At 49.9% G+C, this 26,568-nt stretch carries 23 protein-coding genes; 9 read left to right on the top strand and 14 right to left on the bottom strand.

What is annotated here, in order from left to right:
* Nucleotides 1-17: 17 nt before the first annotated feature.
* The 8 genes from G434_RS04335 to G434_RS04370 form a co-directional block, all read right to left on the bottom strand.
* Nucleotides 18-1,001 (bottom strand): autoinducer 2 ABC transporter substrate-binding protein, encoded by a 984-nt coding sequence (locus tag G434_RS04335; RefSeq protein ID WP_001042106.1) that lies wholly within the window; start codon nt 999-1,001, stop codon nt 18-20.
* Between the two features lie 253 nt (nt 1,002-1,254).
* Nucleotides 1,255-1,665, bottom strand: coding sequence for an ASCH domain-containing protein (locus G434_RS04340; protein ID WP_000152768.1), 411 nt, complete (start codon nt 1,663-1,665; stop codon nt 1,255-1,257).
* Nucleotides 1,666-1,959: 294 nt separating this feature from the next.
* Entirely contained in the window at nt 1,960-3,342 is a 1,383-nt protein-coding gene (locus G434_RS04345) for an amidohydrolase family protein (protein ID WP_000662407.1), read from the bottom strand.
* 9 nt (nt 3,343-3,351) lie between these two features.
* The gene (locus tag G434_RS04350) at nt 3,352-4,302 is read right to left on the bottom strand and encodes a carbamate kinase family protein (protein WP_000661629.1); all 951 of its coding nucleotides are present in this window, start codon (nt 4,300-4,302) and stop codon (nt 3,352-3,354) included.
* 95 nt (nt 4,303-4,397) lie between these two features.
* Complete coding sequence (locus G434_RS04355) at nt 4,398-5,816, bottom strand: YlbE family protein (protein WP_000083439.1); 1,419 nt, start codon at nt 5,814-5,816, stop codon at nt 4,398-4,400.
* The gene (gene fdrA / locus G434_RS04360) at nt 5,816-7,363 is read right to left on the bottom strand and encodes an acyl-CoA synthetase FdrA (RefSeq protein WP_000111846.1); all 1,548 of its coding nucleotides are present in this window, start codon (nt 7,361-7,363) and stop codon (nt 5,816-5,818) included. The genes G434_RS04355 and fdrA overlap by 1 nt, the downstream gene beginning before the upstream one ends.
* A complete protein-coding gene (locus G434_RS04365; protein ID WP_001309284.1) occupies nt 7,353-8,216 on the bottom strand; it encodes an oxamate carbamoyltransferase subunit AllH family protein in 864 nt (287 codons plus the stop codon). Before G434_RS04365 ends, fdrA begins: the two co-directional genes overlap by 11 nt.
* 39 nt (nt 8,217-8,255) lie before the next feature.
* Complete coding sequence (locus G434_RS04370) at nt 8,256-8,861, bottom strand: ankyrin repeat domain-containing protein (protein WP_000153102.1); 606 nt, start codon at nt 8,859-8,861, stop codon at nt 8,256-8,258.
* 257 nt (nt 8,862-9,118) lie between these two features.
* On the opposite strand from G434_RS04370, the gene G434_RS04375 reads away from it, so the two are divergent.
* The gene (locus G434_RS04375) at nt 9,119-9,616 is read left to right on the top strand and encodes a DUF1097 domain-containing protein (protein WP_001013882.1); all 498 of its coding nucleotides are present in this window, start codon (nt 9,119-9,121) and stop codon (nt 9,614-9,616) included.
* A gap of 91 nt (nt 9,617-9,707) precedes the next feature.
* The gene (locus tag G434_RS04380; RefSeq protein WP_001084391.1) at nt 9,708-10,640 is read left to right on the top strand and encodes a LysR substrate-binding domain-containing protein; all 933 of its coding nucleotides are present in this window, start codon (nt 9,708-9,710) and stop codon (nt 10,638-10,640) included.
* Between the two features lie 41 nt (nt 10,641-10,681).
* On the opposite strand, the gene pdeL is transcribed toward G434_RS04380, so the two are convergent.
* Both pdeL and betT read right to left on the bottom strand, forming a co-directional pair.
* Complete coding sequence (pdeL, locus tag G434_RS04385; RefSeq protein ID WP_001322486.1) at nt 10,682-11,770, bottom strand: DNA-binding transcriptional activator/c-di-GMP phosphodiesterase PdeL; 1,089 nt, start codon at nt 11,768-11,770, stop codon at nt 10,682-10,684.
* An 876-nt stretch (nt 11,771-12,646) separates the two neighbouring features.
* The gene (betT, locus tag G434_RS04390) at nt 12,647-14,680 is read right to left on the bottom strand and encodes a choline BCCT transporter BetT (protein ID WP_000131044.1); all 2,034 of its coding nucleotides are present in this window, start codon (nt 14,678-14,680) and stop codon (nt 12,647-12,649) included.
* A gap of 128 nt (nt 14,681-14,808) precedes the next feature.
* On the opposite strand from betT, the gene betI reads away from it, so the two are divergent.
* The 4 genes from betI to ykgH all read left to right on the top strand — a co-directional run bounded on the left by betI (nt 14,809) and on the right by ykgH (nt 19,445).
* Nucleotides 14,809-15,396: a transcriptional regulator BetI gene (betI, locus tag G434_RS04395; protein WP_001376735.1), complete on the top strand. Its 588-nt coding sequence runs from the start codon at nt 14,809-14,811 to the stop codon at nt 15,394-15,396.
* A gap of 13 nt (nt 15,397-15,409) precedes the next feature.
* Nucleotides 15,410-16,882, top strand: a complete 1,473-nt coding sequence (gene betB / locus G434_RS04400; protein ID WP_000089106.1) for a betaine-aldehyde dehydrogenase — start codon at nt 15,410-15,412, stop codon at nt 16,880-16,882.
* Nucleotides 16,883-16,895: 13 nt separating this feature from the next.
* The gene (betA, locus tag G434_RS04405) at nt 16,896-18,566 is read left to right on the top strand and encodes a choline dehydrogenase (RefSeq protein ID WP_001159140.1); all 1,671 of its coding nucleotides are present in this window, start codon (nt 16,896-16,898) and stop codon (nt 18,564-18,566) included.
* A gap of 210 nt (nt 18,567-18,776) precedes the next feature.
* Nucleotides 18,777-19,445 (top strand): protein YkgH, encoded by a 669-nt coding sequence (ykgH, locus tag G434_RS04410; protein ID WP_000003128.1) that lies wholly within the window; start codon nt 18,777-18,779, stop codon nt 19,443-19,445.
* A gap of 242 nt (nt 19,446-19,687) precedes the next feature.
* Here ykgH and G434_RS04415 read toward each other — a convergent pair whose 3' ends face one another.
* The 4 genes from G434_RS04415 to rclR all read right to left on the bottom strand — a co-directional run bounded on the left by G434_RS04415 (nt 19,688) and on the right by rclR (nt 23,915).
* Nucleotides 19,688-20,383 (bottom strand): LutC/YkgG family protein, encoded by a 696-nt coding sequence (locus G434_RS04415; protein WP_000370402.1) that lies wholly within the window; start codon nt 20,381-20,383, stop codon nt 19,688-19,690.
* Nucleotides 20,376-21,803, bottom strand: a complete 1,428-nt coding sequence (locus tag G434_RS04420; protein WP_000023919.1) for a LutB/LldF family L-lactate oxidation iron-sulfur protein — start codon at nt 21,801-21,803, stop codon at nt 20,376-20,378. Before G434_RS04420 ends, G434_RS04415 begins: the two co-directional genes overlap by 8 nt.
* Nucleotides 21,804-21,813: 10 nt before the next feature.
* Nucleotides 21,814-22,533 (bottom strand): (Fe-S)-binding protein, encoded by a 720-nt coding sequence (locus tag G434_RS04425; RefSeq protein ID WP_001102123.1) that lies wholly within the window; start codon nt 22,531-22,533, stop codon nt 21,814-21,816.
* A 527-nt stretch (nt 22,534-23,060) separates the two neighbouring features.
* Nucleotides 23,061-23,915 carry a reactive chlorine-specific transcriptional regulator RclR gene (gene rclR / locus G434_RS04430; protein ID WP_000339603.1) on the bottom strand — a complete coding sequence of 285 codons (855 nt, stop codon included), beginning with the start codon at nt 23,913-23,915 and terminating at the stop codon, nt 23,061-23,063.
* A 226-nt stretch (nt 23,916-24,141) separates the two neighbouring features.
* Between rclR and rclA the strand changes: the two genes are divergently transcribed.
* The 3 genes from rclA (at nt 24,142) to rclC (ending at nt 26,417) form a co-directional block, all read left to right on the top strand.
* Nucleotides 24,142-25,467 (top strand): reactive chlorine resistance oxidoreductase RclA, encoded by a 1,326-nt coding sequence (rclA, locus tag G434_RS04435; protein WP_001046306.1) that lies wholly within the window; start codon nt 24,142-24,144, stop codon nt 25,465-25,467.
* A 108-nt stretch (nt 25,468-25,575) separates the two neighbouring features.
* Nucleotides 25,576-25,812 (top strand): reactive chlorine resistance periplasmic protein RclB, encoded by a 237-nt coding sequence (gene rclB, locus G434_RS0126010; RefSeq protein ID WP_000474078.1) that lies wholly within the window; start codon nt 25,576-25,578, stop codon nt 25,810-25,812.
* An 11-nt stretch (nt 25,813-25,823) separates the two neighbouring features.
* A complete protein-coding gene (gene rclC / locus G434_RS04440; RefSeq protein ID WP_001306921.1) occupies nt 25,824-26,417 on the top strand; it encodes a reactive chlorine species resistance protein RclC in 594 nt (197 codons plus the stop codon).
* The last annotated feature ends 151 nt before the right edge of the window (nt 26,418-26,568 follow it).

The following is a 26,568-nucleotide window of genomic DNA, read 5'->3' as shown; positions in this document are numbered from 1 at the left end:
CGCCCCGAAGAAATGGATTAATAAAGTGAGTCGATATTGTCTTTGTTGACCAGCAGTACCTTATGGAAACGGATAATTCGCTTATCTATATCTACGTCGGCCTTCCCCAGATTCTGCATTTCTAATCCAGGTTTGATCTCTTCACCCTTCAGCAACGTGCTGGCGACGGCCGCGAGTGCGTAACCTGCAGAGGCCGGATCGTAAGTAATCCCTTCGGTGATATCACCACTTTTAATCAGTGATGCCGCCTGTGAAGGGATCATCATGCCATAGACTGCGACTTTATTTTTCGCCCGTTTCTCTTTCACTGCACGTCCCGCGCCAATCGGACCGTTTGAACCAAAGGAGACAACCGCTTTCAAGTCAGGATAGGTTTTCATCAGGTCCAGTGTGGTACGACGTGAGTCATCCACACTCTCGGCAACCGGCATGCGGCGGGTAACTTCATGCATATCCGGGTAATGCTCTTTCTGGTATTTCACCAGCAAGTCAGCCCATAAGTTATGCTGCGGCACGGTCAAACTACCCACGTAAATCACATAGCCGCCCTTGCCACCCATGCGTTTCGCCATATGTTCAACATATTCAGCGGCAAATTTTTCGTTATCAATGATTTCGATATCCCAGTTAGCACTTGGCTGACCGGGGGATTCGTTGGTCAGAACCACAATTCCGGCATCTCGCGCTTTTTTGAATACCGGTTCCAGCACGTTGGCATCGTTTGGCACAATTGTAATTGCATTAACCTTACGGGCGATTAAATCCTCAATGATTTTAACCTGTTGCGGAGCATCAGTACTTGAAGGCCCCACCTGTGACGCATTAACACCAAAGGCTTTACCCGCCTCGACCACACCTTCGCCCATGCGATTAAACCACGGCATACCATCGACTTTAGAGATATTCACCACGACTTTTTCCGCTGCCTGGAGCGGCGCAGAAATTAGCGCAGCGCCTAATAACAGCGAAGACACCATATTGATAACAAAACGTTTATTCATCATTTCAGCCTCATTGCAGGGTAGTCAGGAAGTGTTCGCCCAAATTAGCGCGCTGGAGAGAATAAGAATTTTCGAATATTTTTATGCAGAATAAACAGCCCTATTTCAGGCAGCTATTAAAAATTTGGTTATAAATATGGACAAAACGGGCAGCAATAATAAGTGTGACATTCATCACGTAAAAAATAGCAAAATAAACAAAATTAGCGATATTTTATGTTTGTGAGCTTATTTCGCGTAGAAAAATAGTTATCTACACAACGTCAATAAGGGCATATTCTTCAAAGATAACGTCCATTTCGGGTGAATAGCATCCTTCTGCCTGGAAAAAACGACGGTGTTCATTACGCCAATATTCAAGACTGAGGTCACCTTCACCTTCCTTACGGGCAAGCTCCGCGGTGACATCAGAAAAGCGCAGTAAATGCAGGCCAATCACTCTGATAACACAGACAGGCTCACCACGGCTATTTTCTACAATCTTATACTCACCAATCATCGGAAATGCGTTGTCTTCAATACATCCCGCCAGCGAACCACAGGAAGCTGTTTTAACACCTGTCGCAATCAACGTTGCGAGGTGATCGGCCAACGCTGCTGAATCGCCAAAAGTACAAAAGGAAGCATGGGGATATTTTTGTGAGATTTTTTCTTTTATGGTCATGAGAATATTTTCGCGATTACGGAAAAAAATCACATCTTAATTACTGTTGATAACCATCAGCAAGAGGATCATTGGTTTTTCTATGTTTAATCTTTTTTATCCGAAGCCGGTCACATTTATGGCTTGATAAATATTGTTAAAACTCACTTTTGTGTATTTCTCTCAAATAATCCCCTGGAAATTATGCCGGGAGATTATAAAGTTCAGGATCATTCATTAACAAACCATTCCCGCCCCACTCCCTGGGGCTTTAAATCTCTTACGATTCACCATTGCAGGCGTTTCAAATGCGTATCAACCTGCCACACTCCCCCACACCAGTTGCCCTTTATGGAACGTCGCCGTTCTCGGCGAGATACGCGCCACCGCCTCGGCGGAACAGGAGGCGTCCACCAGCACAAAGCTGGCATCATCCTGCGCTTTGGGCCACACGCGCTCGCCTTTTTCGTTGAGCGGCAATACATCGCCAGTGGCTAAAAACAGCGAGCGGGAGAGGTTCTGTTCGTTAGGACGAATATAGAGCTGCGCGTACAGATTGGCTTTTTCCAGCATGTCGCCCAGGCCGTAAGGCGACCAGTGGTCGATAACGCTGTCGGTGCCGGTCATCACTTTTACGCCTTTGTCGTGCAACTGTTTGAGCGGCATATGCAGCGTGCCAATCGGCACCGTCGAGGCGATAGAAATTTGCTGCGCCGCCATCCGGTGCGCCAGTTCATCTACCTGTTGCTCATTGAGCGTTGCCAGCGCAAAGGCGTGGCTGATGGTCAGCTTGCCCTTCAGTTGCGGCGTTTTCTCCACCGTTTCAACCATATAATTGATGGCTGCCACGCCTGCCGGAGTGGTTTCGTGCAGGTGAATATCAACGCCTTTGTCGTAGTCCAGCGCAATCTGGAACATGGTATCGAGGGATTTTTCCATCGCGCCATCAACACTGGTCGGATCCAGACCGCCGACGTAATGCGCCCCCGCCTGCATCGCTTCACGCATTAAGGGTTCCGATTTCGACAGCAGCAAACCGTGCTGCGGGAAGGCGACAATTTCACACTCGAAGCCCGCCTGACGTCGCGCCAGCACCGCCTGCAAATTTTGCAGATTTTTCAGGCCGGAAACCGGTTCGATATTGCAGTGGCTGCGGGCAATGGTAGTGCCTTTCGACTGCAATAAATCGATCAGTTTTTCCGCTCGTTCCTGAGTGTACGGTTGCAGCTCCGGCAGCATTTTCTGCTCGAGTTTGATCATGTCCTGGATGGTGGTGCCTGCCGGGCGATTGAGCGAGCGCCACGGCCCGCCGTAAAAGGTTTTGTCGAGATGAATATGCATGTCGCGGGTGGTGGGCAGCATCAGCTTACCGCCAGCGTCATAGTGCGGCAGCGTGGCGTCCGGATGCTGCTTGTTCTCGCGCAGGGCAACAATTTTGCCGTTCTGAATCTCTACGGTCTGGTGCGCCGTGCGGGTCTGTACCGCCACACCGTTTTCGTAGTCAAAACCGGTTTCCAGCAGCACGTTGTCGAGATAGTAGTGCGGGTCAGTGATTTTCATGGTGTTATTCGCGTCGCAATGGATTGTGCCAGAGACTGCCGCATGGGCGAGCGGCACAGACGTACCAAACAGCGCGGCGGCGGTGACCATCTTACCGCTCTGGCTCAGAAATTCACGGCGGCTATTGTTTTCTTTCATCTTACGTCCTTACGTTTTAATAATATGGGTGCCCGTTTCACCGCGCAGCGCCGCAGGCAGGCATTCCGGCGTGGTGATAATCACTTCTTTGCCGCCCTGTTCCAGGAACGTCAGGCTGGCGATGATTTTTGGCAACATGCTGCCAGGCGGAAAATGCCCTTCCTGCATATAGCGGTTCATGGTGGCAATATCTACGCGATCCAGCGCCTGCTGCTGCGGTTTGCCAAAGTGAATACACACTTTTTCGACGCCAGTGGTGATCACCAGAATGTCAGCGTGAATTTCACGGGCCAATAGCGCGGTAGAGAGATCTTTGTCGATAACCGCGTCCACGCTTTGGTAATCCCCCGCTTCACTGCACACCACCGGGATTCCGCCGCCGCCCGCGCCAATCACCACAAAGCCTTGTTGGATCAGCGCCTTAATGGCCGGTGCTTCGACAATACGTTTCGGTTCCGGCGAGGCGACCACGCGGCGATAGCCCCGTCCGGCATCTTCAACAAAACGCCAGTCAGGGTTTGCCTTTTGTAATTCGTCACGCTGGCTTTCACTAAAGAATGCGCCGATGGGCTTGGTGGGATGGGCAAACCCCGGATCGTTTTTATCCACTTCCACCTGAGTCACCACGGTGACGGCTTTTTTCTCACCGTGACGCGCCAGTCGGTTATTCAGCGCCTGTTGGATCAGATAGCCAATGCCGCCTTGCGTATCCGCCACACAGTTCGCCAGCGGCGTTAAGGGCAGCCCTTCGCGCTCGTGGGCTATCTCCGCGCGGCGTAAATCCAGCCCGACCTGCGGCCCGTTGCCGTGGGTCAGCACAATGTCGTAATCGGAAGCCAGCATTTCCAGCACCGTATCAGCGACGGCTTTCACCGCCTCCGCCTGATGCTCAATCGACTGGCTGGCGTTATCTTTGATAATGCTGTTGCCACCAATGGCAACGACCACAAGTTCTTTCATGTTGTTATGTCCGCTACAGAGGGTGATGGGGTTATGAGAGTGAGGTTGCCCCTCTCCCCTGAAGGGAGAAGGGATCGTAAGGTGCGGTTGGAGAGTCAAACGCCGTAACGTTCGCACCAGCCAAGAATGGCTTTCTCGAAGCAGGCGAATGGTGGATGCACAATGCCCGCGCCAATCATGCCGATGCCCGCATCTTTATGAGCGATGGCGGTGTTGATCACCGGCAGAATGCCACTGCTACCCACGCGGGTGATGTCGATTGCCGATGGCACGCCCATAAAACCGAGCAGCGGAATGGTGACGTTGGGGTTTTCGCCAAGGGTGATTTCACGCATCTGACGGGAGAAATCGATAGCCTCTTCCACCGTGCCACCCACCAGCGCGACGATCGCGGGCGCGGTCGCCATAGCAAATCCGCCAATGCCGTAGGTTTCGGTGATGGCGCTGTCGCCGATATCCAGCCCCGAATCTTCCGGCTTATAACCGGCAAACATCGGGCCGATGACCTGCTGCGCCGGACCGGTAAACCATTGCCCCGGCAGGCCGCTGACCCGCAGGCCGAACTCGACGCCGTTACGCGCCATGGTGGTCACCACGGTGCTGTATTCGATGCCGTGCGCCGCATCCATCGCCGCTTTACACATCGCCATCCACGTCGGGCCGGAGAAGTAGTCGCTGCTGGCGACAAACTCAAACACTTCGCGCTGTTGCTCGACGGAATAACCCGCCTGAATAATCCCCGGCGTCAGCGCCTGAATCAGCAGCGTCGTCCCGGCGTTATTGCGGTTATGGCATTCATCGCCCATATGCAGCGCTTGCGCCAGCATTAAGCGCAGATCGATCTCGCCGATAATTTTCATCGCGTCGCGCAGCATTGGCCCCTGCACATCGCGCATCCAGTTGAGGCGGTCAATCACGCTCTGGTCGTTAGCGCCCATACGCAAAATCTTCGCCATCTGCTCGCTCATATTGGTGTAAGCGATGTTGCCGTAGGTTTTGTTTTTTACGATGTGCATAAACATCGAGGCCGAGGTAACACCCGCCATCGATCCCACGCAGTCATGTTCGTGGCACGGCGAGAAGGAGATCTCCCCGGAGGCCGCCAGTTCAGCCGCCTCGTCGAGATCTTTCGCCAGCCCTTCGAACACCAGCGCCCCGGTGACCGCGCCTTTCATCGCGCCGCACATTTTTTCCCAGGTGATCGGCGGCCCGGCGTGAAGAATGGTTTTCGGCGTCATGCCCGGCACCACGTTAATCGCCTGATCAAAACCAATCAGCACCGGATGCGACTGGATAATGCGCTCCAGCGCCTGCTGGTTAGCGGCGGCGATTTTGTCTGCCAGCGGCGAATCGGCAATGTTATCCAGCGCCTGCACCACCTGCATATTGCCCTGCCCCGGCGGCGTCCAGTCGAGTTGGGTCACTTCTACATGCTGTTTTTTCAGATCATCGCTAAACATGGCGATACCGACGTTAATAACGTTCAACGGTTGGCTAAACAGTGACTGGCTCATCAGGCTTCCTCCCCTTTGCAGATAAATTCACGCGCCAGCAATCCGGTATTGGTGCTACTGCTGGCCAGAATCACTCCGGCATCAAGCAGCATCTGGCTTTGTTGTTCTAATGATGGCGTATCAAGATCGGTACCCAGCACATAGGCGAGAATGATCAACTCACGTCCTTCGGCAGCGGCGATCGCTTTCGCTTCTTTGATCGCCTCGATGGTGGAGCCGACCGGATCTTCATGCGATCCAAATCCGAGCACAAAATCCATCACGATCACCGCCACTTCTGGATCGCGCGCTTCTTCGATCAAGCGACTGATGCGGTTGGTCGGGTCAATCATTGGATGCGGCTTGCCGTTGGTGAAGTCGTCATCACCAAAGTCGAGGAAGGTGTGTTTGATGCTGCGGCTGATATCTTGCAGGCGGAATTCCGGATCGGGCTGAATGTTGCTGTAGACATCGCCGTGTTTTTCCATCACCGCGAACATCGTTTCGTCGCACAGCGTGCCGCCGCAGAACAGGCCACGAATGTATTTCTGTTGCGGTTGCAGGCGAGCGCGCACGTCAGCAATCAATGGCTGGTTCAGGGTATGCAGGTCGAGATGTTCCTGTTTCACGCCGGAGAGCATTACCGCTTTCAGCGCCGCCTCTTTACTGCCGCGGGCAAACTGTAGCCCCTGCTCATCCACCGGCGTTTCGCCACGACCGAGGAAGCAAACCACCACTGGCTTGCGGCAGGCGCGCGCGCGTTCCAGCACTTTGCGGGCCACCGCAGGCGCAGGCGGTTTGGAGATAAGCACAATGATTTCAGTTTGCGGATCGTTTTCCAGCATCCCGATGGCGTCGAGCATCATCAGGCCGCCGATTTTCTCGCTCAGGTCGCGCCCGCCGGTGCCGATCAGTTGCGAAACGCCGCCGCCAAATTCATGGATACGGACGCTCAGTTCCTGGCTACCGGTGCCGGATGCGCCAACAATGCCGATGTTGCCGCGACGCACGGCGTTACCAAAGCAGAGCGCCGCGCCGTTGATAATCGCCGTACCGCAGTCTGGCCCCATCATCAGCAGCCCTTTTTCGTGGGCCAACTGTTTGAGCGCCAGTTCATCTTCAACTGAGACGTTATCGGAAAACAGCATCACGTTAAGATCGTTTTGCAGCGCCTGACGCGCTTCGCGAGCGGCAAACAGACCGTTGACCGAAATCACCGCCAGGTTACTTTCCGGGATATGCTTTTTGGCGCTGGCAATAGTGGCGTAACGCGCCTCGTGCGAGCCACTTTGCGCTTTGGTGTTGAACAGTTCTTCAATCTCCGCCAGCAACTGCTCGTTGTCCACACCCGATTTACCATTGATGACAATCATCAGGTCGCCGTTTTTCGCCTGCTCCAGCTCCGGCGTCAGCAGTCCTAAATTCTTCAGCACGCCTTTGTTCATTTCGGTCGCCATCGCCACAAATGCCTGCTCGACGCCGTCGAGTTTATTTGCACGCGTGGAGATAGACATCAGCGAGACAGAATCAAAATAGGTATTCGGTTTAATGACTATTTTAACTGACATAATTCCCTCCGTAGGTTTGGCTCAGCGCACAACCATCGGCCATGCCATACAGCATGTCGCAGCCGGAACTGGAGCCAATATGTTTAATTTTTTCTATTGCCTGAGTTGCGTTCCCAGGGATGTCATAAATAATGTTATGAATAAAACGATGAATATTTTCCCGGCAGCGTTGTTGTAATGCGGCTTCCAGCGTTATGGCACTTAATAACGTGGTATTATTTCTGCCGCGTTGCAGACCGCGATAAAATTCCTCTTTGTATTTTTCTGCCGGATGCCCGGAAATAAATAAAATAAGCGCCAGACCTGTTAAATAATCATCGGCTGATGGCGTAAGGCCAATCCCTAAGCCCATCATACTGGCGACTGCTGAGGCGATATTTTGTTTATCGTTTACTGCCTGAATAACTGCCCGACGTTTAATATGTAGTGCTTTATTTAACGCCTGATAAAACGGATTATCGCCGCGATAATTAAACAGGGTTTCATTTTCCCCCAGGTGCTGATGAATAATGTCATGCCACTGTTGCCAGGCGATAAGGTGAAAATTCACAGCGGCCATTTGCAAGGTTGGGGACAGCCAACGCAGGCAATGACTCATCTCTATATGAAGATGTTGACCAATCGTAATGCCTTGATCGTCAAACTGAACCTTATCACCATGCCGGAACAGACCATCAAAGTGAGTGAGTGCCAACCGACAACTGTTTGGCGCATTGTCGTACTCTTCACAAAGCAGCGTCAGCAACTGCTGGCGGGCCGGAAGTGCGATATTTACCGCTCTGGCAAAGACCTGTTCAACCTGTCCTTGCCCCCGCTGCGCCAGAAAATCAGCATCCGCAGTTAGCGCCCACACACACCGTCTTTCTGGTGTGTTGATAGCAAGCCTCCCGGTTTATGCACCTGCGGCAATCAGTAACTGCGCAATCTCTTCAAAGCCTCGTTCCCGCGCCAGTTCCAGCGGCGTTTTGCCATATTTATCCGTCATGTGCGGGCTGGCACCGTGTTCCAGCAATAACTGGACAATCGCCTGCTGTTTAATCCCGCCATCATTAAGCACAATTGCTTCCAGTAGCGGCGTCCAGCCAACATGGTTGGTCTGGTTAACGTTAATCTCCGTATGCGCCAAAAGCTCTTTTACAATACTTAAATGGCCTTTTTCACAGGCAGGCGTCAGGCCGACACCGCCAAAACGGGTGACGCAATTAAGATCAGGTTTAGCCGGTAAAATAATCCGTAACAGGGTTAAATCGCCGGTCAGGCAGCTAATTAAAAAAGGATTTGAACATATTTGATCTTGCTTATTAATATCCGCTCCGGCATCAATTAATGCCTGAACGCAAGCATATTGCTGATATAAACTTGCCAGCGTAATTGCCGTTTTCCCCTGACGATCGCAAGTATTAATATCGACACCCAGCGCAAGGCATGTTTTTACTTTATCGATATCACCCTGTTGCGCAGCCAATAAATAGTCGGCAGGTAGATTTTTTATAGTCATTCACATTCCCCTGGTTTTTGTGGCTGTTTTCGATGAATTGAGAATAGCAACGATAATCTGATAAAAGAACCCGCTTAAATTTAATTCGCCGTATTTCGCCTTTTTGTTGAATGATGTTCAACAATCTTTTCGCAGTGTGCGGTAGTGCAATATTTGTTTCTTTGACCCGATACCCTTTCACTCAATCAGGTTTTATTTCTCTATAGTCTGCACATGTAAGAGTAGCTTTCGTCCATGTCTAACCAGAGGGGAACAAGATGAACGGACTCACGGCAACGGGTGTCACCGTCGGTATTTGTGCAGGGCTTTGGCAGTTAGTGTCTTCACATGTCGGGCTCTCTCAGGGATGGGAATTATTAGGAACTATTGGCTTCGTCGCCTTTTGCAGTTTTTATGCCGCAGGCGGCGGTAAATCGGGGTTTATCAGAAGCCTGGCGGTTAATTATTCTGGGATGGTGTGGGCGTTTTTCGCCGCGCTGGCTGCCGGTTGGCTGGCCTCGGTGAGTGGATTGTCCACGTTCTGGGCGAGCGTGATTATGACTGTACCCTTCTCGGCGGTGGTGGTCTGGCAAGGACGTTTCGGTTTATTGTCTTTTATTCCCGGAGGCTTTCTCGGCATGACGCTATTTTTTGCCAGCGGGATGAACTGGACGGTGACATTACTGGGTTTTCTGGCGGGTAACTGCGTGGGGATAATTTCAGAATATGGCGGACAAAAATTAAGCGAAGCGACGACTAAACGCGACGGGTATTAAAAGTTATTCAAAAATGATTATCTATCTTTAACCGATACCTCTACAGTCATGGCTGGAGAAATTCATATTCGATAATGGCGGGAATGGTTTAATGAACTCAATTTTTACCGAAGAGAATCTGTTGGCATTTACTACCGCTGCGCGTTTTGGCAGCTTCAGTAAAGCCGCAGAAGAGTTGGGTTTAACCACTTCCGCCATTAGCTACACCATCAAGCGAATGGAAACAGGGCTGGATGTGGTGCTGTTCACTCGCAGTACCCGCAGCATTGAGTTAACGGAGTCCGGGCGTTATTTTTTCCGCAAAGCTACCGACCTGCTGAATGATTTTCACGCCATCAAACGCAGCATCGATACTATTTCGCAGGGTATAGAAGCACGGGTGCGCATTTGTATTAACCAACTGCTTTATACGCCCAAACACACCGCACGCTTATTACAGGTACTGAAAAAGCAGTTTCCAACCTGCCAGATTACCGTGACGACCGAAGTGTATAACGGCGTCTGGGATGCGATTATTAATAATCAGGCGAATATTGCTATCGGCGCACCCGACACGCTGCTGGACGGTGGCGGCATTGATTACACGGAGATTGGCGCGATTCGCTGGGCTTTTGCTATCGCCCCGGATCACCCGTTAGCCTTTGTGCCGGAACCCATCGCCGAAAGCCAGCTGCGTCTCTATCCCAATATCATGGTGGAAGACACCGCGCATACGATTAATAAAAAAGTGGGCTGGTTGCTGCATGGGCAGGAGTCGATTCTGGTGCCAGATTTCAACACCAAATGTCAGTGCCAGATTTTAGGTGAAGGAATTGGTTTTTTGCCGGATTACATGGTTCGCGAGGCGATGGAGCAATCCCTGCTGGTTACCCGCCAAATCCATAATCCGCGCCAGGATTCACGCATGTTACTGGCGACCCAGCACTCTGCCACCGGTCAGGTGACGCAGTGGATTAAAAAACAATTTTCGCCAAATGGCATATTAACGGGGATCTATCAGGATTTACTGCATCGGGAGAATTAATCGCTGCCAACCTCCCGATGCGCTGTGAATAGCGGTTTACATCAACCACCTGCTTTCATTACCCATTCAGAGATAAATTTATTACCCGGTACTGGCGGAGAGTACAAATAGCCCTGCAAAAAGTGAACGCCTTTGCCGATCATTAAATCCGCCTGCTCCTGGGTTTCTACCCCTTCCGCCACGATACTCAGACCAAGCTTACGCGCCAGTTCGACAATATTGTCCACAATATGACCGGATATTTCGTCCACGCTCGCCATTTGCACAAATGACTTATCGATCTTAATAAAATCGACCGGGAACGCCTGCAAGTAACGATAGGTCGCATAACCCGTACCAAAGTCATCCAGCGCAAAGGTAATGTTGTGCTGATGAAGGCTGTCAAATATCGCTCTGGCTTCTGGCGTTACCGGAATAGGGTTACGTTCCGTTAGCTCGAGAACCAGTTTGATTTTATCGTTTCCTAATTTCTTGACCAGGTTCAGGCATTCTTTTTCAAATCCCGCGGCCAAAAAACAACCCGCCGAGACGTTGATGCCAATATGGAAATTATCCGGCAGCAAATGTTTTACCGGCATCAGAATATCCGCAGTCTGTTTCATCAACTGGCGAGTCATTATGACGATAAGACCAGATGACTCCGCCAGAGGAATAAACTGATCCGGTGGGATAATTCCCGTTTGTGGATGTTCCCAGCGGACAAGCACCTCACAGCCCGTCAGTACCCCAGTCTGCGCGCAGAAAACCGGTTGGATCCACGGTTTAAACTCATGGTTTTCCAACGCCAGACTGATGGCTTCAGGCGTGACGATATGGTGATAGTGATTATCATTAATATATTTGTGACTATTATTACCCGTGGCGGATATGATCTCCGGATTGTACTGAAAGAAAATATCCCGCCAGAAAGTAATATCGCTCTGAATCCCCAGTTTCTCAAAGAGCTGTTTCTTTTGATGTGAAATGGTCTTTGCACTGCGATTTCTGTACTGTGATATTTCTGTTACAGACATTCCCTGCATCAGCAGCTTGAGTAGCAGTCGTTCTTTCTCGGATACGCTACCAGGCAATGACAAATGAACCGTTGTACCGAACTCTTGCAGAAAAACACGAAAATCACATGAATTCATGAACACACCTTTATCTTTTATCGCTGTTCAGTATGAGTGATTACCTGTGGATTCCTGAGCACACATAAGGGGTAACCATAAACATCAGCGATGCCATACGCATAACATCCCACATTACTATCAAAAAGATTATCTTTACCTCTGATGCTCGCTCAAAAACAGTTACGCTAAATACCTTAAAAAGGTAATCACAAGTCAAACTCAGGAGATAATCACGCAAGAATGCAATATTAAAATTCAGATACTCATTTTTGGTAATAAAGAAGTAGTTGGACTATTTCAATATTTATAATTTCCCACTACGTATTGACGCCCATTCATGAGTAAAGGCGCATTATATGAATTTAACAATCCAGATCAACTGAAAATACCTCAACCTCATAAACACATAGCGTCAACATTCAATGACATAATGAGTAAAGATGTTGGTTATGCATACACGTCATTACTCTATGCCTATCCCTTAACAACCTGCTTTTTAAGGCTGAATCCATTCAGCAATAGATAGCCAACATTATAACAATGACAATAAAAACAATATTTAAAACAATCAATAAAATATCAGACACAGACAATTAAACCTTAAACAACAAACAGTTACATTGATTTTAGTTGATTTGCGCTACGCGTTTCCCATGAATAAAGCGTCATTTCAAATTAGCACCAATATTTACATTAAATAAGACTAAGCTTATTGAACATTCACAACAGTCCAAGCGTAGGTTTTGGGCTTCAATAGTTCTTTTCTTTTTTATTATCTGTTGCCTGGCAATCATCAATCGATACTAAGGGCTTAACTGTACACAGATATAACGTATCAAGAGGTAAGAGAAACCGCGCCATATGCAGACATGGCGCGGTTTTATGCAATAACAATCACGCGTCCGGGAACATCACGCTATGGCCCGGCGCTTCACGATGGAGATGGATAAAGTTAAGATGCCGCTCGTACTGGTCAAGAATATCGGTGATCACCTGCTCTTTGCTGTAGTCCATCAGGTCGTTGCCCTGGCTGCCTTCTAACAGGAAGGTTTCCAGCCGGTAGTAGGTCGATTTACCGCTACGTGCGCGGTAGGTAAAGCCCGGCACCGAATATTGCTGCGGCCAAATCTGATAGACAAAGTTTTGCTCTTCGCCCATATGCACCAACAAATCCAGATGCCCCAACTGTTGTCCCTCTTCCGGCGGCAGGCTTTTTAGCTCCACGTACGCGCCGCGCAACCGCAGCTCCTGCGCCACTTCTTCCATTGCCGGGTAACAGACCGTCTCCATCATCTGTTTAGTGTAACGCGTGCCCGGATAATTCATCAGGCGCGAGAGACGTTTTTTCCAGCTCAGGCGATCCTGAAGCCCCAGCGGTCGCGGCGCGGTATCACGGTTGGCACTTTCACGGCGGTAATCTTCTACCTTCAGAGATTTATACAACCCCGCCATCACGAAGAAAATCACAAAGCTGAACGGCAGCCCCATGATTACCGTGGTGTTTTGCAGCGCGGATATCCCGTTGGTCATCAGCATGCCGAGCGTTAGCAGGCCAATCGCCACCGACCAGAAGACGCGCAGCCAGCCGGGGGCGTCGCTGTTGATATCTTTAAGCTGCGAGGTGAAATTCCCCAGCACCAGCGCCCCGGAGTCCGCCGAGGTCACATAAAACAGCAGGCCAGTAATGGTGGCGACGGAGGCGCTAAAGGTAAACGCCGGATACTGCGCCAGCAGGCTGTAGAAGCCGCGCTCCGGATGGACCATCGCTTCCTCGGCAAATGCCGCGCCGCCGTGGATGATTTCATACAGCGCGCTATTGCCGAACACCGAGAGCCATAACAGCGTGAAGGTAAACGGAATAATCAACGTGCCCAGCACGAACTGGCGAATGGTACGCCCGCGCGAGATACGCGCCAGAAACAGGCCGACAAACGGCGACCATGCCACCCACCATGCCCAGAAGAAGAGCGTCCAGTTATTCATCCACTCAACCGGACGGTCGAAGGCAAAACTGTTGAGCGTCATGCCCATAAAGCGATTCACATAGTCGCCAACGTTCAGCACCAGCGCATTAAGCAGGAACGAGGTGTCGCCCATAAACAGCACGAAAAGGATCAATCCCAGCGCCAGCGCAACGTTAAGTTCCGATAACACACGAATGCCCTTATCGACACCGGAGGTGACAGAGATCGTGGCGATGATCACCGACAAGGCGATCAGTGCCGCTTTCGCCGCCATTGAATCGGGAATATCAAACAGTACGCTCAAGCCATAGTTAAGCTGCACCACACCGATACCGAGCGTAGTGGCAATACCGAAGATGGTGCCGATTACCGCTGCAATATCCACTGAATGACCAATCGGCCCGTTAATCCGTTTACCGAAGATCGGGTACAGCGCCGAGCGGATGGTGAGCGGCAAATTATAACGATAGCTAAAGTATCCGAGCGCCATGCCCATCAGCGCATACATCGACCAGCCGGTTAAGCCGTAGTGAAACAGCGTCCAGACCATCGCCTGACGCGCAGCCTCAATCGTCTGACCCGCGCCTTCCGGCGGCTGCATATACTGCGTTACCGGTTCGGCTACGGAGAAGAACATCAGGTCGATACCGATCCCGGCAGCAAACAGCATCGCCGCCCAACTCAGCAGACTGAATTCCGGTTTGGATTGTTCTGGCCCGAGCTTCACCGAACCAAAACGCGAACAAGCGATACAGACCACAAAGACAATATAGAGCGTTGCCGCCAGCAGATAGTACCAACCGAAGGTTTTAGAGACCCAGTCCAGCGTGCGTCCAATCCACAGGGCCGAGAAGTCGCGAAACAGGATCGTTGTCAGGGAAAACAACAAAATCAGTCCGGCGGAAGTGTAAAACACCACCGGATTGATTTTGTCCTTTTCCCTGCTGTGTGAAAGGTCTGTCATCCAGTATCCCCACTGTTATTGTTACCATTTAAAATCAAATTCGTAACAATTAAGACACATTTTATATTGAACGTCCAATCAATAACCGCTTTAATAGATAAACAACGCTGATGAATGGAGTGGCGAAAATGCCCAAATTGGGGATGCAGTCGATCCGGCGCAGACAACTGATCGACGCCACGCTGGAAGCAATAAATGAAGTGGGCATGCACGATGCAACGATCGCGCAGATCGCCCGCCGTGCAGGCGTTTCTACGGGGATCATCAGCCACTATTTCAGGGACAAAAATGGTCTGCTGGAAGCAACCATGCGCGATATCACCAGTCAGCTGCGTGACGCGGTTTTGAATCGATTACATGCACTTCCGCAGGGCAGTGCAGAGCAGCGATTACAGGCGATTGTTGACGGGAATTTCGATGAAACGCAGGTCAGTAATGCTGCGATGAAAGCCTGGTTGGCGTTTTGGGCCAGCAGTATGCATCAGCCAATGCTTTACCGTTTGCAGCAGGTGAGCAGCCGCCGCTTGTTGTCGAATCTGGTGAGCGAATTTCACCGCGAGTTACCGCGCCAACAGGCACAGGAAGCGGGCTACGGCCTTGCCGCGCTGATTGACGGATTATGGCTGCGCGCGGCACTGAGCGGCAAACCGCTGGATAAACCTCTCGCACACTCGCTGACCCGTCACTTTATTACTCAGCATTTACCCACCGATTAACCGAGGAGACGTGATGTCCCGAATGGCAGAACAGCAGCTTTATATACATGGTGGTTATACCTCCGCCACCAGCGGTCGCACCTTCGAGACCATTAACCCGGCCAACGGTAACGTGCTGGCGACCGTGCAGGCCGCCGGGCGTGAGGATGTCGATCGCGCCGTGAAGAGTGCCCAACAGGGGCAAAAAATCTGGGCGGCGATGACCGCTATGGAACGCTCGCGTATTCTGCGTCGGGCCGTTGATATTCTGCGTGAACGCAATAACGAACTCGCAAAACTGGAAACCCTCGACACCGGAAAAGCGTATTCGGAAACCTCAACCGTCGATATCGTTACCGGCGCGGACGTGCTCGAGTACTACGCCGGGCTGATCCCGTCGCTGGAAGGCAGCCAGATCCCATTGCGTGAGACGTCATTTGTCTATACCCGCCGCGAACCGCTGGGCGTAGTGGCAGGGATTGGCGCATGGAACTACCCGATCCAGATTGCCCTGTGGAAATCCGCCCCGGCGCTGGCGGCAGGCAATGCAATGATCTTCAAACCGAGCGAAGTCACCCCGCTTACCGCGTTAAAGCTGGCTGAAATTTACAGCGAAGCGGGCCTGCCGGACGGTGTATTTAACGTGTTGCCGGGCGTGGGCGCGGAGACCGGGCAATATCTGACCGATCATCCGGGCATTGCCAAAGTGTCATTTACCGGCGGTGTCGCCAGCGGCAAAAAAGTGATGGCTAACTCGGCAGCTTCCTCCCTGAAAGAAGTGACCATGGAACTGGGCGGTAAATCGCCGCTGATCGTTTTCGACGATGCAGATCTCGATCTCGCCGCTGATATCGCCATGATGGCGAACTTCTTCAGCTCCGGTCAGGTGTGTACCAACGGCACCCGCGTCTTCGTTCCGGCGAAATGCAAAGCCGCATTTGAACAAAAGATTCTGGCGCGCGTTGAGCGCATTCGCGCGGGCGACGTTTTCGATCCGCAAACTAACTTTGGCCCGCTGGTCAGCTTCCCGCATCGCGATAACGTGCTGCGTTACATCGCCAAAGGCAAAGAGGAAGGCGCGCGCGTACTGTGCGGCGGCGATGTACTGAAAGGCGATGGCTTCGATAACGGCGCATGGGTTGCACCGACCGTGTTCACCGATTGCCGCGACGAAATGACCATCGTGCGCGAAGAGATCTTCGGTCCGGTGATGTCGCTTCTCACTTATGAATCTGAGGACGAAGTGATTCGCCGCGCCAATGATACCGACTACGGCCTAGCGGCGGGCATCGTGACGGCGGACCTGAACCGCGCGCATCGCGTCATTCATCAGCTGGAAGCGGGTATTTGCTGGATCAACACCTGGGGCGAATCCCCTGCTGAGATGCCCGTTGGCGGCTACAAACACTCCGGCATTGGTCGCGAGAACGGCGTGATGACGCTCCAGAGTTACACCCAGGTGAAGTCCATCCAGGTTGAGATGGCTAAATTCCAGTCCATATTCTAACCAGGAGGTTTATTTGCAATTTGACTACATCATTATTGGTGCCGGCTCAGCCGGCAACGTTCTCGCTACCCGTCTGACTGAAGATCCGAACACAACCGTGCTGCTGCTTGAAGCAGGCGGCCCGGACTATCGCTTTGACTTCCGCACCCAGATGCCCGCCGCGCTGGCATTCCCGCTACAGGGTAAACGCTATAACTGGGCCTATGAGACGGAACCGGAACCGTTTATGAACAACCGTCGCATGGAGTGCGGACGCGGTAAGGGGCTTGGCGGGTCATCACTGATCAACGGCATGTGTTACATCCGTGGTAACGCGCTGGATCTCGATAACTGGGCGCAAGAACCCGGTCTGGAGAACTGGAGTTATCTCGACTGCCTGCCCTACTACCGCAAGGCCGAGACTCGCGATGTAGGCGAGAACGACTACCACGGTGGCGATGGCCCGGTGAGCGTCACTACCTCCAAACCCGGCGTCAATCCGCTGTTTGAAGCGATGATTGAAGCGGGCGTGCAGGCAGGCTACCCGCGCACGGACGATCTCAACGGCTATCAGCAGGAAGGTTTTGGCCCGATGGATCGCACCGTCACGCCGCATGGCCGTCGCGCCAGCACCGCGCGTGGCTATCTCGATCAGGCCAAATCGCGCCCTAACCTGACCATTCGTACTCACGCCATGACCGATCACATCATTTTTGACGGCAAACGCGCGGTGGGCGTCGAGTGGCTGGAAGGCGACAGCACCATTCCAACCCGCGCGACAGCGAATAAAGAGGTGCTGTTATGTGCAGGTGCGATCGCCTCTCCGCAGATCCTGCAACGTTCCGGCGTGGGTAGCGCTGAACTGCTGGCGGAGTTTGATATTCCGCTGGTGCATGATTTACCCGGCGTCGGCGAAAATCTTCAGGATCACCTGGAGATGTACCTGCAATATGAGTGCAAAGAACCGGTTTCCCTCTACCCTGCCCTGCAGTGGTGGAATCAGCCGAAAATCGGTGCGGAGTGGCTGTTTGGCGGCACCGGCGTTGGTGCCAGCAACCACTTTGAAGCAGGCGGATTTATTCGCAGCCGTGAGGAATTTGCGTGGCCGAATATTCAGTACCATTTCCTGCCAGTGGCGATTAACTATAACGGCTCGAACGCAGTGAAAGAGCACGGCTTCCAGTGCCACGTCGGATCGATGCGCTCGCCAAGCCGTGGGCATGTGCGGATTAAATCCCGCGACCCGCACCAGCATCCAGCGATTCTGTTTAACTACATGTCGCACGAGCAGGACTGGCAGGAGTTCCGCGACGCAATTCGCATCACCCGCGAGATCATGCATCAACCGGCGCTGGATCAGTATCGTGGCCGCGAAATCAGCCCCGGTGTCGAATGCCAGACGGATGAGCAGCTCGATGAGTTCGTGCGTAACCACGCCGAAACCGCCTTCCACCCGTGCGGTACCTGCAAAATGGGTTATGACGAGATGGCAGTGGTTGACGGCGAAGGCCGCGTACACGGGCTGGAAGGCCTGCGCGTGGTGGATGCGTCAATTATGCCGCAGATTATCACCGGCAATTTGAACGCCACGACTATTATGATTGGCGAGAAAATGGCGGATATGATTCGCGGGAAGGATGCGTTGCCGAGGAGCACGGCGGGATATTATGTGGCAAATGGGAGGCCGGTGAGAGCGAAAAAATGAGTCGTGATGTGAACTGACTCAGGAACCTATCAGATTGAGAGTTACCGTTCTACTATGAGGACCGAATCCTTATATAAAACACTGAGGTAACTCTCATGCTTCATATCCAGTATTCATGATGCTGGTTTTTTGCTGATATTTAACCCGAACACTCCTGATACAGCCTATTAATTCATTTATCTGCGGCAGATTTTATTTTCTGGATATATTATGAGTGAACAAATCAAACAGGATATCGATCTGATTGAGATTTTATTTTATCTGAAGAAAAAGATTCGTATTATCCTTTTTATTATAACTATCTGTATGGCAATGGTGCTGTTGTTTCTGTATATCAATAAAGATAATATAAAAGTGAGTTACAGCCTAAAAATAAACCAGACAACACCAGGCATACTTGTTAGCTGTGATAGCAATAATAACTTTGCCTGTCAGACCACAATGACTGAAGATGTTATTCAGCGAATTACTACATTTTTTCAGACCAGCCCAGATGTCAAGAACAGAGAAATAAAGCTGGAATGGTCAGGAGATAAGAGAGATTTACCAACTGCTGAAGCGGAAATATCTCGCGTGCAGGCGTCTATTATCAAATGGTATGCGTCAGAATATCATAATGGCAGGCAAGTTCTCGATGAGATACAAACACCTTCAGCAATTAACAGTGAGCTTTATACAAAAATGATATACCTGACCAGGAACTGGTCATTGTATCCGAACGGTGATGGCTGTGTAACTATAAGCTCACCAGAAATAAAAAATAAATACCCTGCTGCCATTTGCCTGGCTCTGGGATTTTTTATAAGCATTGTAATTTCTGTAATGTTTTGCCTTGTCAAAAAAATGGTAGATGAATACCAACAAAACTCTGGGCAGTAATAAACAGCATTCTGACAGAGAGTGCCTGTATAAAACTATAGTGACAATGACCGGGAAGGGAGCCCGTCTTCAGGAATGGATTCCTGTCTTTTTCACTGTAAATATCCTGGCATTACTAATGCCAGGATATTTACAGAAGAGCAGCATAACCATGACGGAACGGGGTTAAGTCAGGTTGTCCTTAACGCTATTCACAACCTCGTATGCCGACTTCAGGTTTATGTCCAGACTTCATATCACTCTCAGCAATCCTCAATAATCAGATACACCGCTTTCACCGGACCATGAACCCCGACGACTTTGATAAGCTCAATGTCCGCCGTTGAACTGGGACCACTGATGATGTTAATACATGACGGCATTCGTTCACCGGCCTGCGCTTTCTGATGCAATTTTTCTGCAAGTTGCGCTATACGCGGCAGGATTGTGCTTTTACGCAGGATAAAAAGAGAAGATTCCGGGAGCAGGCTCAATGAACGCCCGCGCTCGGCGGCGGAAAAAAGAACCACGCCTCCCGATTCGGTTAAACCATATTCAGCATACACGACACCCACTTTAGCCTGCTCTGCCTGCGAGATATTCTCGGCACCTTTCGCCGGATCCCAAACAACGGCATTGCATTCCTGCTGCAAACGTTCGCTAATCCCCAATTCCTCCAGCCTCGTGTCACCGCTAATCACGACCGACTGATCTCCCAGCTCTTTACACAGACGTATTGCAGCTTCTGCCGCCTTCGCCTCGCTGGTCAGCTCACAGCGCGTCAACATAACATCGCTGGCAAACTGAATAAACGCGTCACAGCGCTGCTGTTGGTTAAGTTGGGTAAGCCGCTCGTTAGCATAGTTGTTAAGCGGCGCATCTTCTGCTTGCGGTTCAAGTCGCAACGGGCGACCCAGTGCCTGAGCAACGTTATTCAAAAATTCGCTCCGATTATCCATTCTTTTTCTCCTGCGCCTGATGTTTCTTAAACCAACTACGGAAACTCTCTCCGTCAGCTTCAGGAAGATCGCGTGCTTCCATCCAGTCGCTAATCGCGCCAAATTTGAGTGGTGTTTTGCCGCCATTGATAAACCAGCTTGCCGCATGAGCGCCGGCCATCATCCCGACTTTCCACAATCCTGGATGACTATTGGCATAAGCGAACATTTTTATCGCCCGTTGCTCTGCTTTTGCGGTGATCCCTTTTTCAGCCATCACCCGACGATGACGCAAAATCAGTTTTGACAGCGGAATACGCACCGGACACACGCTGTCACAAGCAGTGCATAAAGAGCAGGCGTAGGGTAAATCTTTAAAATCTTTATAGCCGCCAAGTAGCGGAGAAATCACCGCACCAATTGGCCCTGGATAAATAGAGCCATATCCATGACCGCCAATATGGCGATATGCCGGACAAGTATTCATACAAGCCCCGCAGCGAATACAGCGCAGCACATCCCGAAATTCAGAGGCCAGCACCTCAGAACGCCCGTTATCGACAATAACCAGATGAAACTCTTCAGGACCATCAACGTGCCCCGCTTCGCGCGGTCCTGTCAGCCAGGTGTTGTATCCCGTCAAACGTGCACCAACGGCACTGCGCGCCAGCATGGTGATCAATACATCTACCTCGGCAAACGTGGGGGCAATACGCTCCATTCCCATCACTGCAATATGCGTTTTAGGCAGCGTGGTACACATTCGCGCATTACCTTCATTGGTCACCAGGCATACCGAACCGGTCTCTGCCACCGCGAAATTACAGCCGGTAATACCTATTTCAGCACTGAGGAAATCTTCGCGGATTTTTTGCCGAATGAATAAGGTCATTGCTTCAGGCGTTTCCGGCCCCTCATAGCCCAGACGTTCGTGTAGCACTCGACGGATCTGATGGCGATCTTTATGAATTGCCGGGACCACAACATGAGAGGGCGGATCTTGATCCAGCTGGAGAATGTATTCACCCAGATCGGTTTCAATCACCTGAATGCCAGCATCCTGCAACACATGATTGACACCAATCTCTTCGGTCACCATCGATTTAGATTTCACCACCTTCCGGGCATTTTTGCGTTGGGCAACCTGTAAAATATAGCGGGTGGCGTCTTCTTTGGTTTTTGCAAAATAGACGTGACCGCCGTTTTGTGTCACTTTTTCTGAGAGCTGGTACAGATAAGCGTCGAGATTACTCAGAACATGATCACGTATCTGGGCGGCCCGATCGCGCCACTCCTCCCAGTGCCCCAATTCATCGACCATTTTTTGCCGATTTGCCCCAATACGCTGCTGCGCGTTTGCCACCGCTTTGCGCATGATAGGATCTTCAATTTGCTGACGGATGCGTGTCTTAAAATCTGTATTACTGGTTTTGATCGACATCTTTATATCCTCAGCGGCTCATCAGCACTTCAGCAATATGCATTACTTTGACTTTCTGCCCTTCCCGTTGTAATCGCCCACTGATGTTCAGCAGGCAACTCACGTCAGCACCAATTAAATACTCAGGGCGGACTTCCATCAGGTGCGCAACCTTTTCTTTCACCATCTCGCCGGATATTTCGGCCATTTTGACCGAGAACGTGCCGCCAAATCCGCAGCAGGTATCCTGTTCAGCAAAGGTCAACAGCTCCAGTCCACGCACATTTTTCAGCAGCGTAAGTGGTTCGTCCTTCACCCCCAGCTTACGGGCCAGGCTACAAGATGGGTGATACACCGCTCTCCCTTGCAAACTGGCACCTACATCGACTACCCCTAATGTATTAACAATAAAAGAGGTGAGATCCTGCATACGCGCGGCAACCTTTTCGGCACGTGATGCCCATTCAGGTTCATCCGCCAGATACGTCGGGTAACTTTTTACGGCATAGGTGCAAGAGCCAGCCGGTGAAATAATGGGATCGTCGTTATCCTCCAGTGCGGCGATCAGATTTTTCATCCCTGGAATCGCTTCTTTGATATAACCGCTATTGATCGCAGGCTGACCGCAGCATCCCTGTTTCTCCGGGAAATTTACGCGACAGCCGAGTTTTTCCAGTAGCAGCACGGAGTCTCGTGCCATTCTTGATTTCAGGGCGTCACCAATACAGGTGACAAAGAAATTGACATTCACAACTAATACTCCATTACTTCATACCCATTTATGCCCGATGGTTCCCCCCTTCCGGGGGATCAATCATCAATAAATATGGCGTTCTTTTTTAATTGGCTAGTAACATACCACCCCTCATTTGTATGACAAATGATAATCTTTCATCTAAACTTCAAATGCAATAACTAATTTTATTTCTTTCGGCATCGCTCACATTTTATAGGGAAATCGACGATCATTTTTAGCATAAGAAATCCATTTAAAAAGGCTACATCCCTTATACCTATTCAGTGCTACTTATTCAGGGGTTATTGAGATATACACTGATGGTGTACAAACAAAATCACCAACAATAATTACGTATCAAGTAATAATCGGCACTTTATTTAATTGAAGCAATTTAGTTTGCATTTTTATTTAAAAACTGAGCTAGAGTCCATCAGAAAAAAATATATAAAGCCCAAACCACCGTTGGAAATAGAAATAGTTGAAAGGCTCACAACTCCCGGAATGCGGATTATCTTTGCTCCGATTGCTGGCGGTTTTATTCAGGGTGCAAGCTGTCTGACCCTTTCCCGATATTCTCCCGGAGTACAACCAAACTCGCGGACAAACGCCTTGTGAAAAGATGATTCACTGGCATAGCCTACTGACTCAGCGATCACCACAACAGGGAGCATTTCCCGGGAAAACATCTGGGCCGCTATTTGTAGACGCAACTTTGTTAATACAGCTAGCGGCGTGGTTCCGGAAACATCACGGAAAAGCTGGGCAAAACTTGCCCGGGACATGTGGGCGATGCTGGCCAGCGATTCGACGGTCCAGGCGTGTCCTGGCATTTCCAGCATTTGCTGTATTACCGCACCAAGACGTGGATGCAGAAGCAAACTGAGAATGTTTTTCTCTGTATTAACCTGTGCAATCCACTCACGCACCGCGAGGGTAAAGAATGTAGCGCAGATCTGGCTACACAGAGCATCCACTCCCGGCATTGCCGATCTGGATTCCTGTTGTAAAAACGGGATCGCCTCCCTCAGCCAGTTATATTCCACGCTATGGTTCACTGGTGCTACAAACAGCGTTTCCGGCAAAGACGTTAAAAAATAACGCGCCGAATGTTGCAGCCGAAGAGTGCCACAGACAATACAGGTCGATTCATTATCGACATGGCTCAGGCGATGAGCTGAATTTTGTGGTAGCAGGACCACATTTCCCGGGCGTAATGTAAAAATCTCTCCCGTCGGCATTTCCAGCTTCGCCGCTCCTTGCGTTAACGCATGCCAACGAATAACCGACAATTCCCCGGCACCATGTGGAAGTTGCCAGTCACTTCCTAACACGCAATTCTTATCGATCGTTCCTTGTGGAGCGTTAAGCATCAACAAACGGCTAAGAGCATCCATATCAGACTCCTGAGTAGTTTTTTGATTACAAACACCAACTATCTTAGTCAATAATTAATCTAATACCATCAAATAGTTAATCATGATTTTTGTTTTGTGATTCTGATTAAGAAAAAGAAAATACCAGACGATAAGACAAAATATCAAGCGTTGTGAAGAAATGTTATTTGCTCTTTTGCGTCTATAGTCATGATGTCAAATGAACGCGTTTCGACAGGAAATCATCATGAATAAATATCAGGCAGTTATTATTGGTTTTGGCAAGGCTGGAAAAACATTAGCCGTCACGCTGGCAAAAGCAGGTTGGCGTGTGGCTCTCATCGAACAATCAAATGCAATGTATGGCGGGACCTGTATTAATATCGGCTGTATCCCAACCAAAACATTGGTTCATGACGCACAGCAGCACACAGATTTTGTCCGTGCCATACAGCGTAAAAATGAAGTGGTTAATTTTTTACGTAATAAGAATTTTCATAATCTTGCGGATATGCCCAATATCGACGTGATCGACGGCCAGGCGGAGTTTATCAATAATCATAGCCTGCGTGTTCATCGGCCTGAGGGAAATCTGGAAATTCATGGCGAGAAAATTTTTATTAATACCGGTGCACAAACCGTGGTTCCGCCAATTCCTGGAATTACCACCACGCCAGGAGTATATGACAGCACCGGATTACTTAATCTAAAAGAATTGCCTGGGCATTTAGGTATTTTAGGCGGCGGATATATTGGCGTTGAGTTCGCCTCTATGTTCGCTAATTTTGGCAGCAAGGTAACCATTTTAGAAGCAGCTTCGCTGTTTTTGCCTCGGGAAGATCGGGATATTGCTGATAATATCGCGACGATTTTACGCGATCAGGGCGTCGATATTATCCTCAATGCCCATGTGGAGCGAATCAGTCACCATGAAAATCAAGTGCAAGTGCATAGCGAGCACGCCCAACTGGCGGTGGATGCACTGTTAATAGCTTCCGGTCGTCAACCGGCTACCGCTTCGTTACATCCAGAAAATGCCGGTATCGCAGTAAACGAGCGCGGGGCAATTGTCGTTGACAAGCGATTACATACCACCGCAGACAATATTTGGGCGATGGGAGATGTTACCGGCGGGCTGCAATTTACTTATATTTCACTGGATGATTACCGCATTGTACGTGATGAGTTACTGGGTGAAGGCAAACGTAGTACTGATGATCGGAAAAATGTGCCTTATTCCGTATTTATGACACCGCCCCTGTCCAGGGTTGGTATGACAGAAGAACAAGCCAGAGAGAGTGGTGCTGATATTCAGGTGGTGACATTGCCTGTAGCTGCAATTCCGCGCGCCAGAGTGATGAACGATACCCGTGGGGTATTAAAAGCGATTGTTGATAATAAAACCCAACGTATATTAGGGGCATCACTGCTGTGTGTTGACTCCCACGAGATGATTAATATAGTGAAAATGGTGATGGATGCCGGGCTGCCTTATAGCATATTACGCGATCAGATATTTACTCATCCGTCGATGAGCGAATCACTCAATGATCTATTTTCATTAGTCAAATAAACTCAAAATCAGACGCCAGAACAAATATTCTGGCGTCTCAGAGAAAAGAATCTTATTAATTCTCTGTTACTCTATAACTTCTTAATCACTTCATTGATGGTATTTTATATGTTTAAAAAATCTGTTTTATTTGCAACACTATTATCTGGCGTTATGGCATTTTCCACCAATGCAGATGATAAAATAATTCTGAAACATATCAGCGTCTCGTCAGTATCAGCATCACCGACAGTTCTGGAGGATGCCATTGCTGATATGGCCAGAAAATATAATGCTTCATCCTGGAAAGTCACATCGATGCGAATTGATAATAATTCAACCGCAACAGCAGTATTGTATAAATAAGGATGTTCACAATGGAAAAATACCTTCACCTGTTAAGTCGGGGAGATAAAATTGGCCTGACATTGATTCGTCTGAGTATTGCGATTGTTTTTATGTGGATTGGGTTATTAAAGTTTGTCCCTTACGAGGCAGACAGCATTACACCATTCGTCGCAAACAGTCCACTAATGTCGTTCTTTTATGAACACCCGGAAGACTATAAACAGTATCTGACTCACGAAGGCGAATACAAACCAGAAGCAAGGGCATGGCAATCGGCCAATAATACCTATGGTTTTTCCAACGGTCTTGGCGTCGTGGAGGTGATTATTGCTCTGCTGGTTTTGGCTAATCCTGTCAATCGCTGGTTAGGTTTATTGGGAGGGCTGATGGCATTTACCACACCGTTGGTAACACTCTCATTTTTAATCACCACCCCGGAGGCATGGGTACCCGCATTGGGTGACGCTCATCATGGTTTCCCTTATTTATCCGGTGCTGGTCGCCTGGTATTGAAAGATACTCTGATGCTGGCAGGTGCTGTCATGATAATGGCAGATTCGGCGCGGGAAATTCTTAAACAACGCAGTAATGAATCCAGTTCAACGTTAAAAACTGAATATTGATAATCCGAACACTGTCTGTTGTTCACTTTTTCAGGCGTCAGGCCCCCTTTCTGATGATGAAGCCTGACGCCATATTACCGGAGATATGACAGAGTGAAGATCAATATCACTCCCCTGTTAAAAGATTCTTGTCGTCTCAGGTAAAATACAT

The organism is Escherichia sp. KTE172 (assembly GCF_000408845.1).
Taxonomy (GTDB): Bacteria; Pseudomonadota; Gammaproteobacteria; order Enterobacterales; family Enterobacteriaceae; genus Escherichia; species Escherichia coli.
This window is presented reverse-complemented; position numbering and strand designations above follow the sequence as displayed.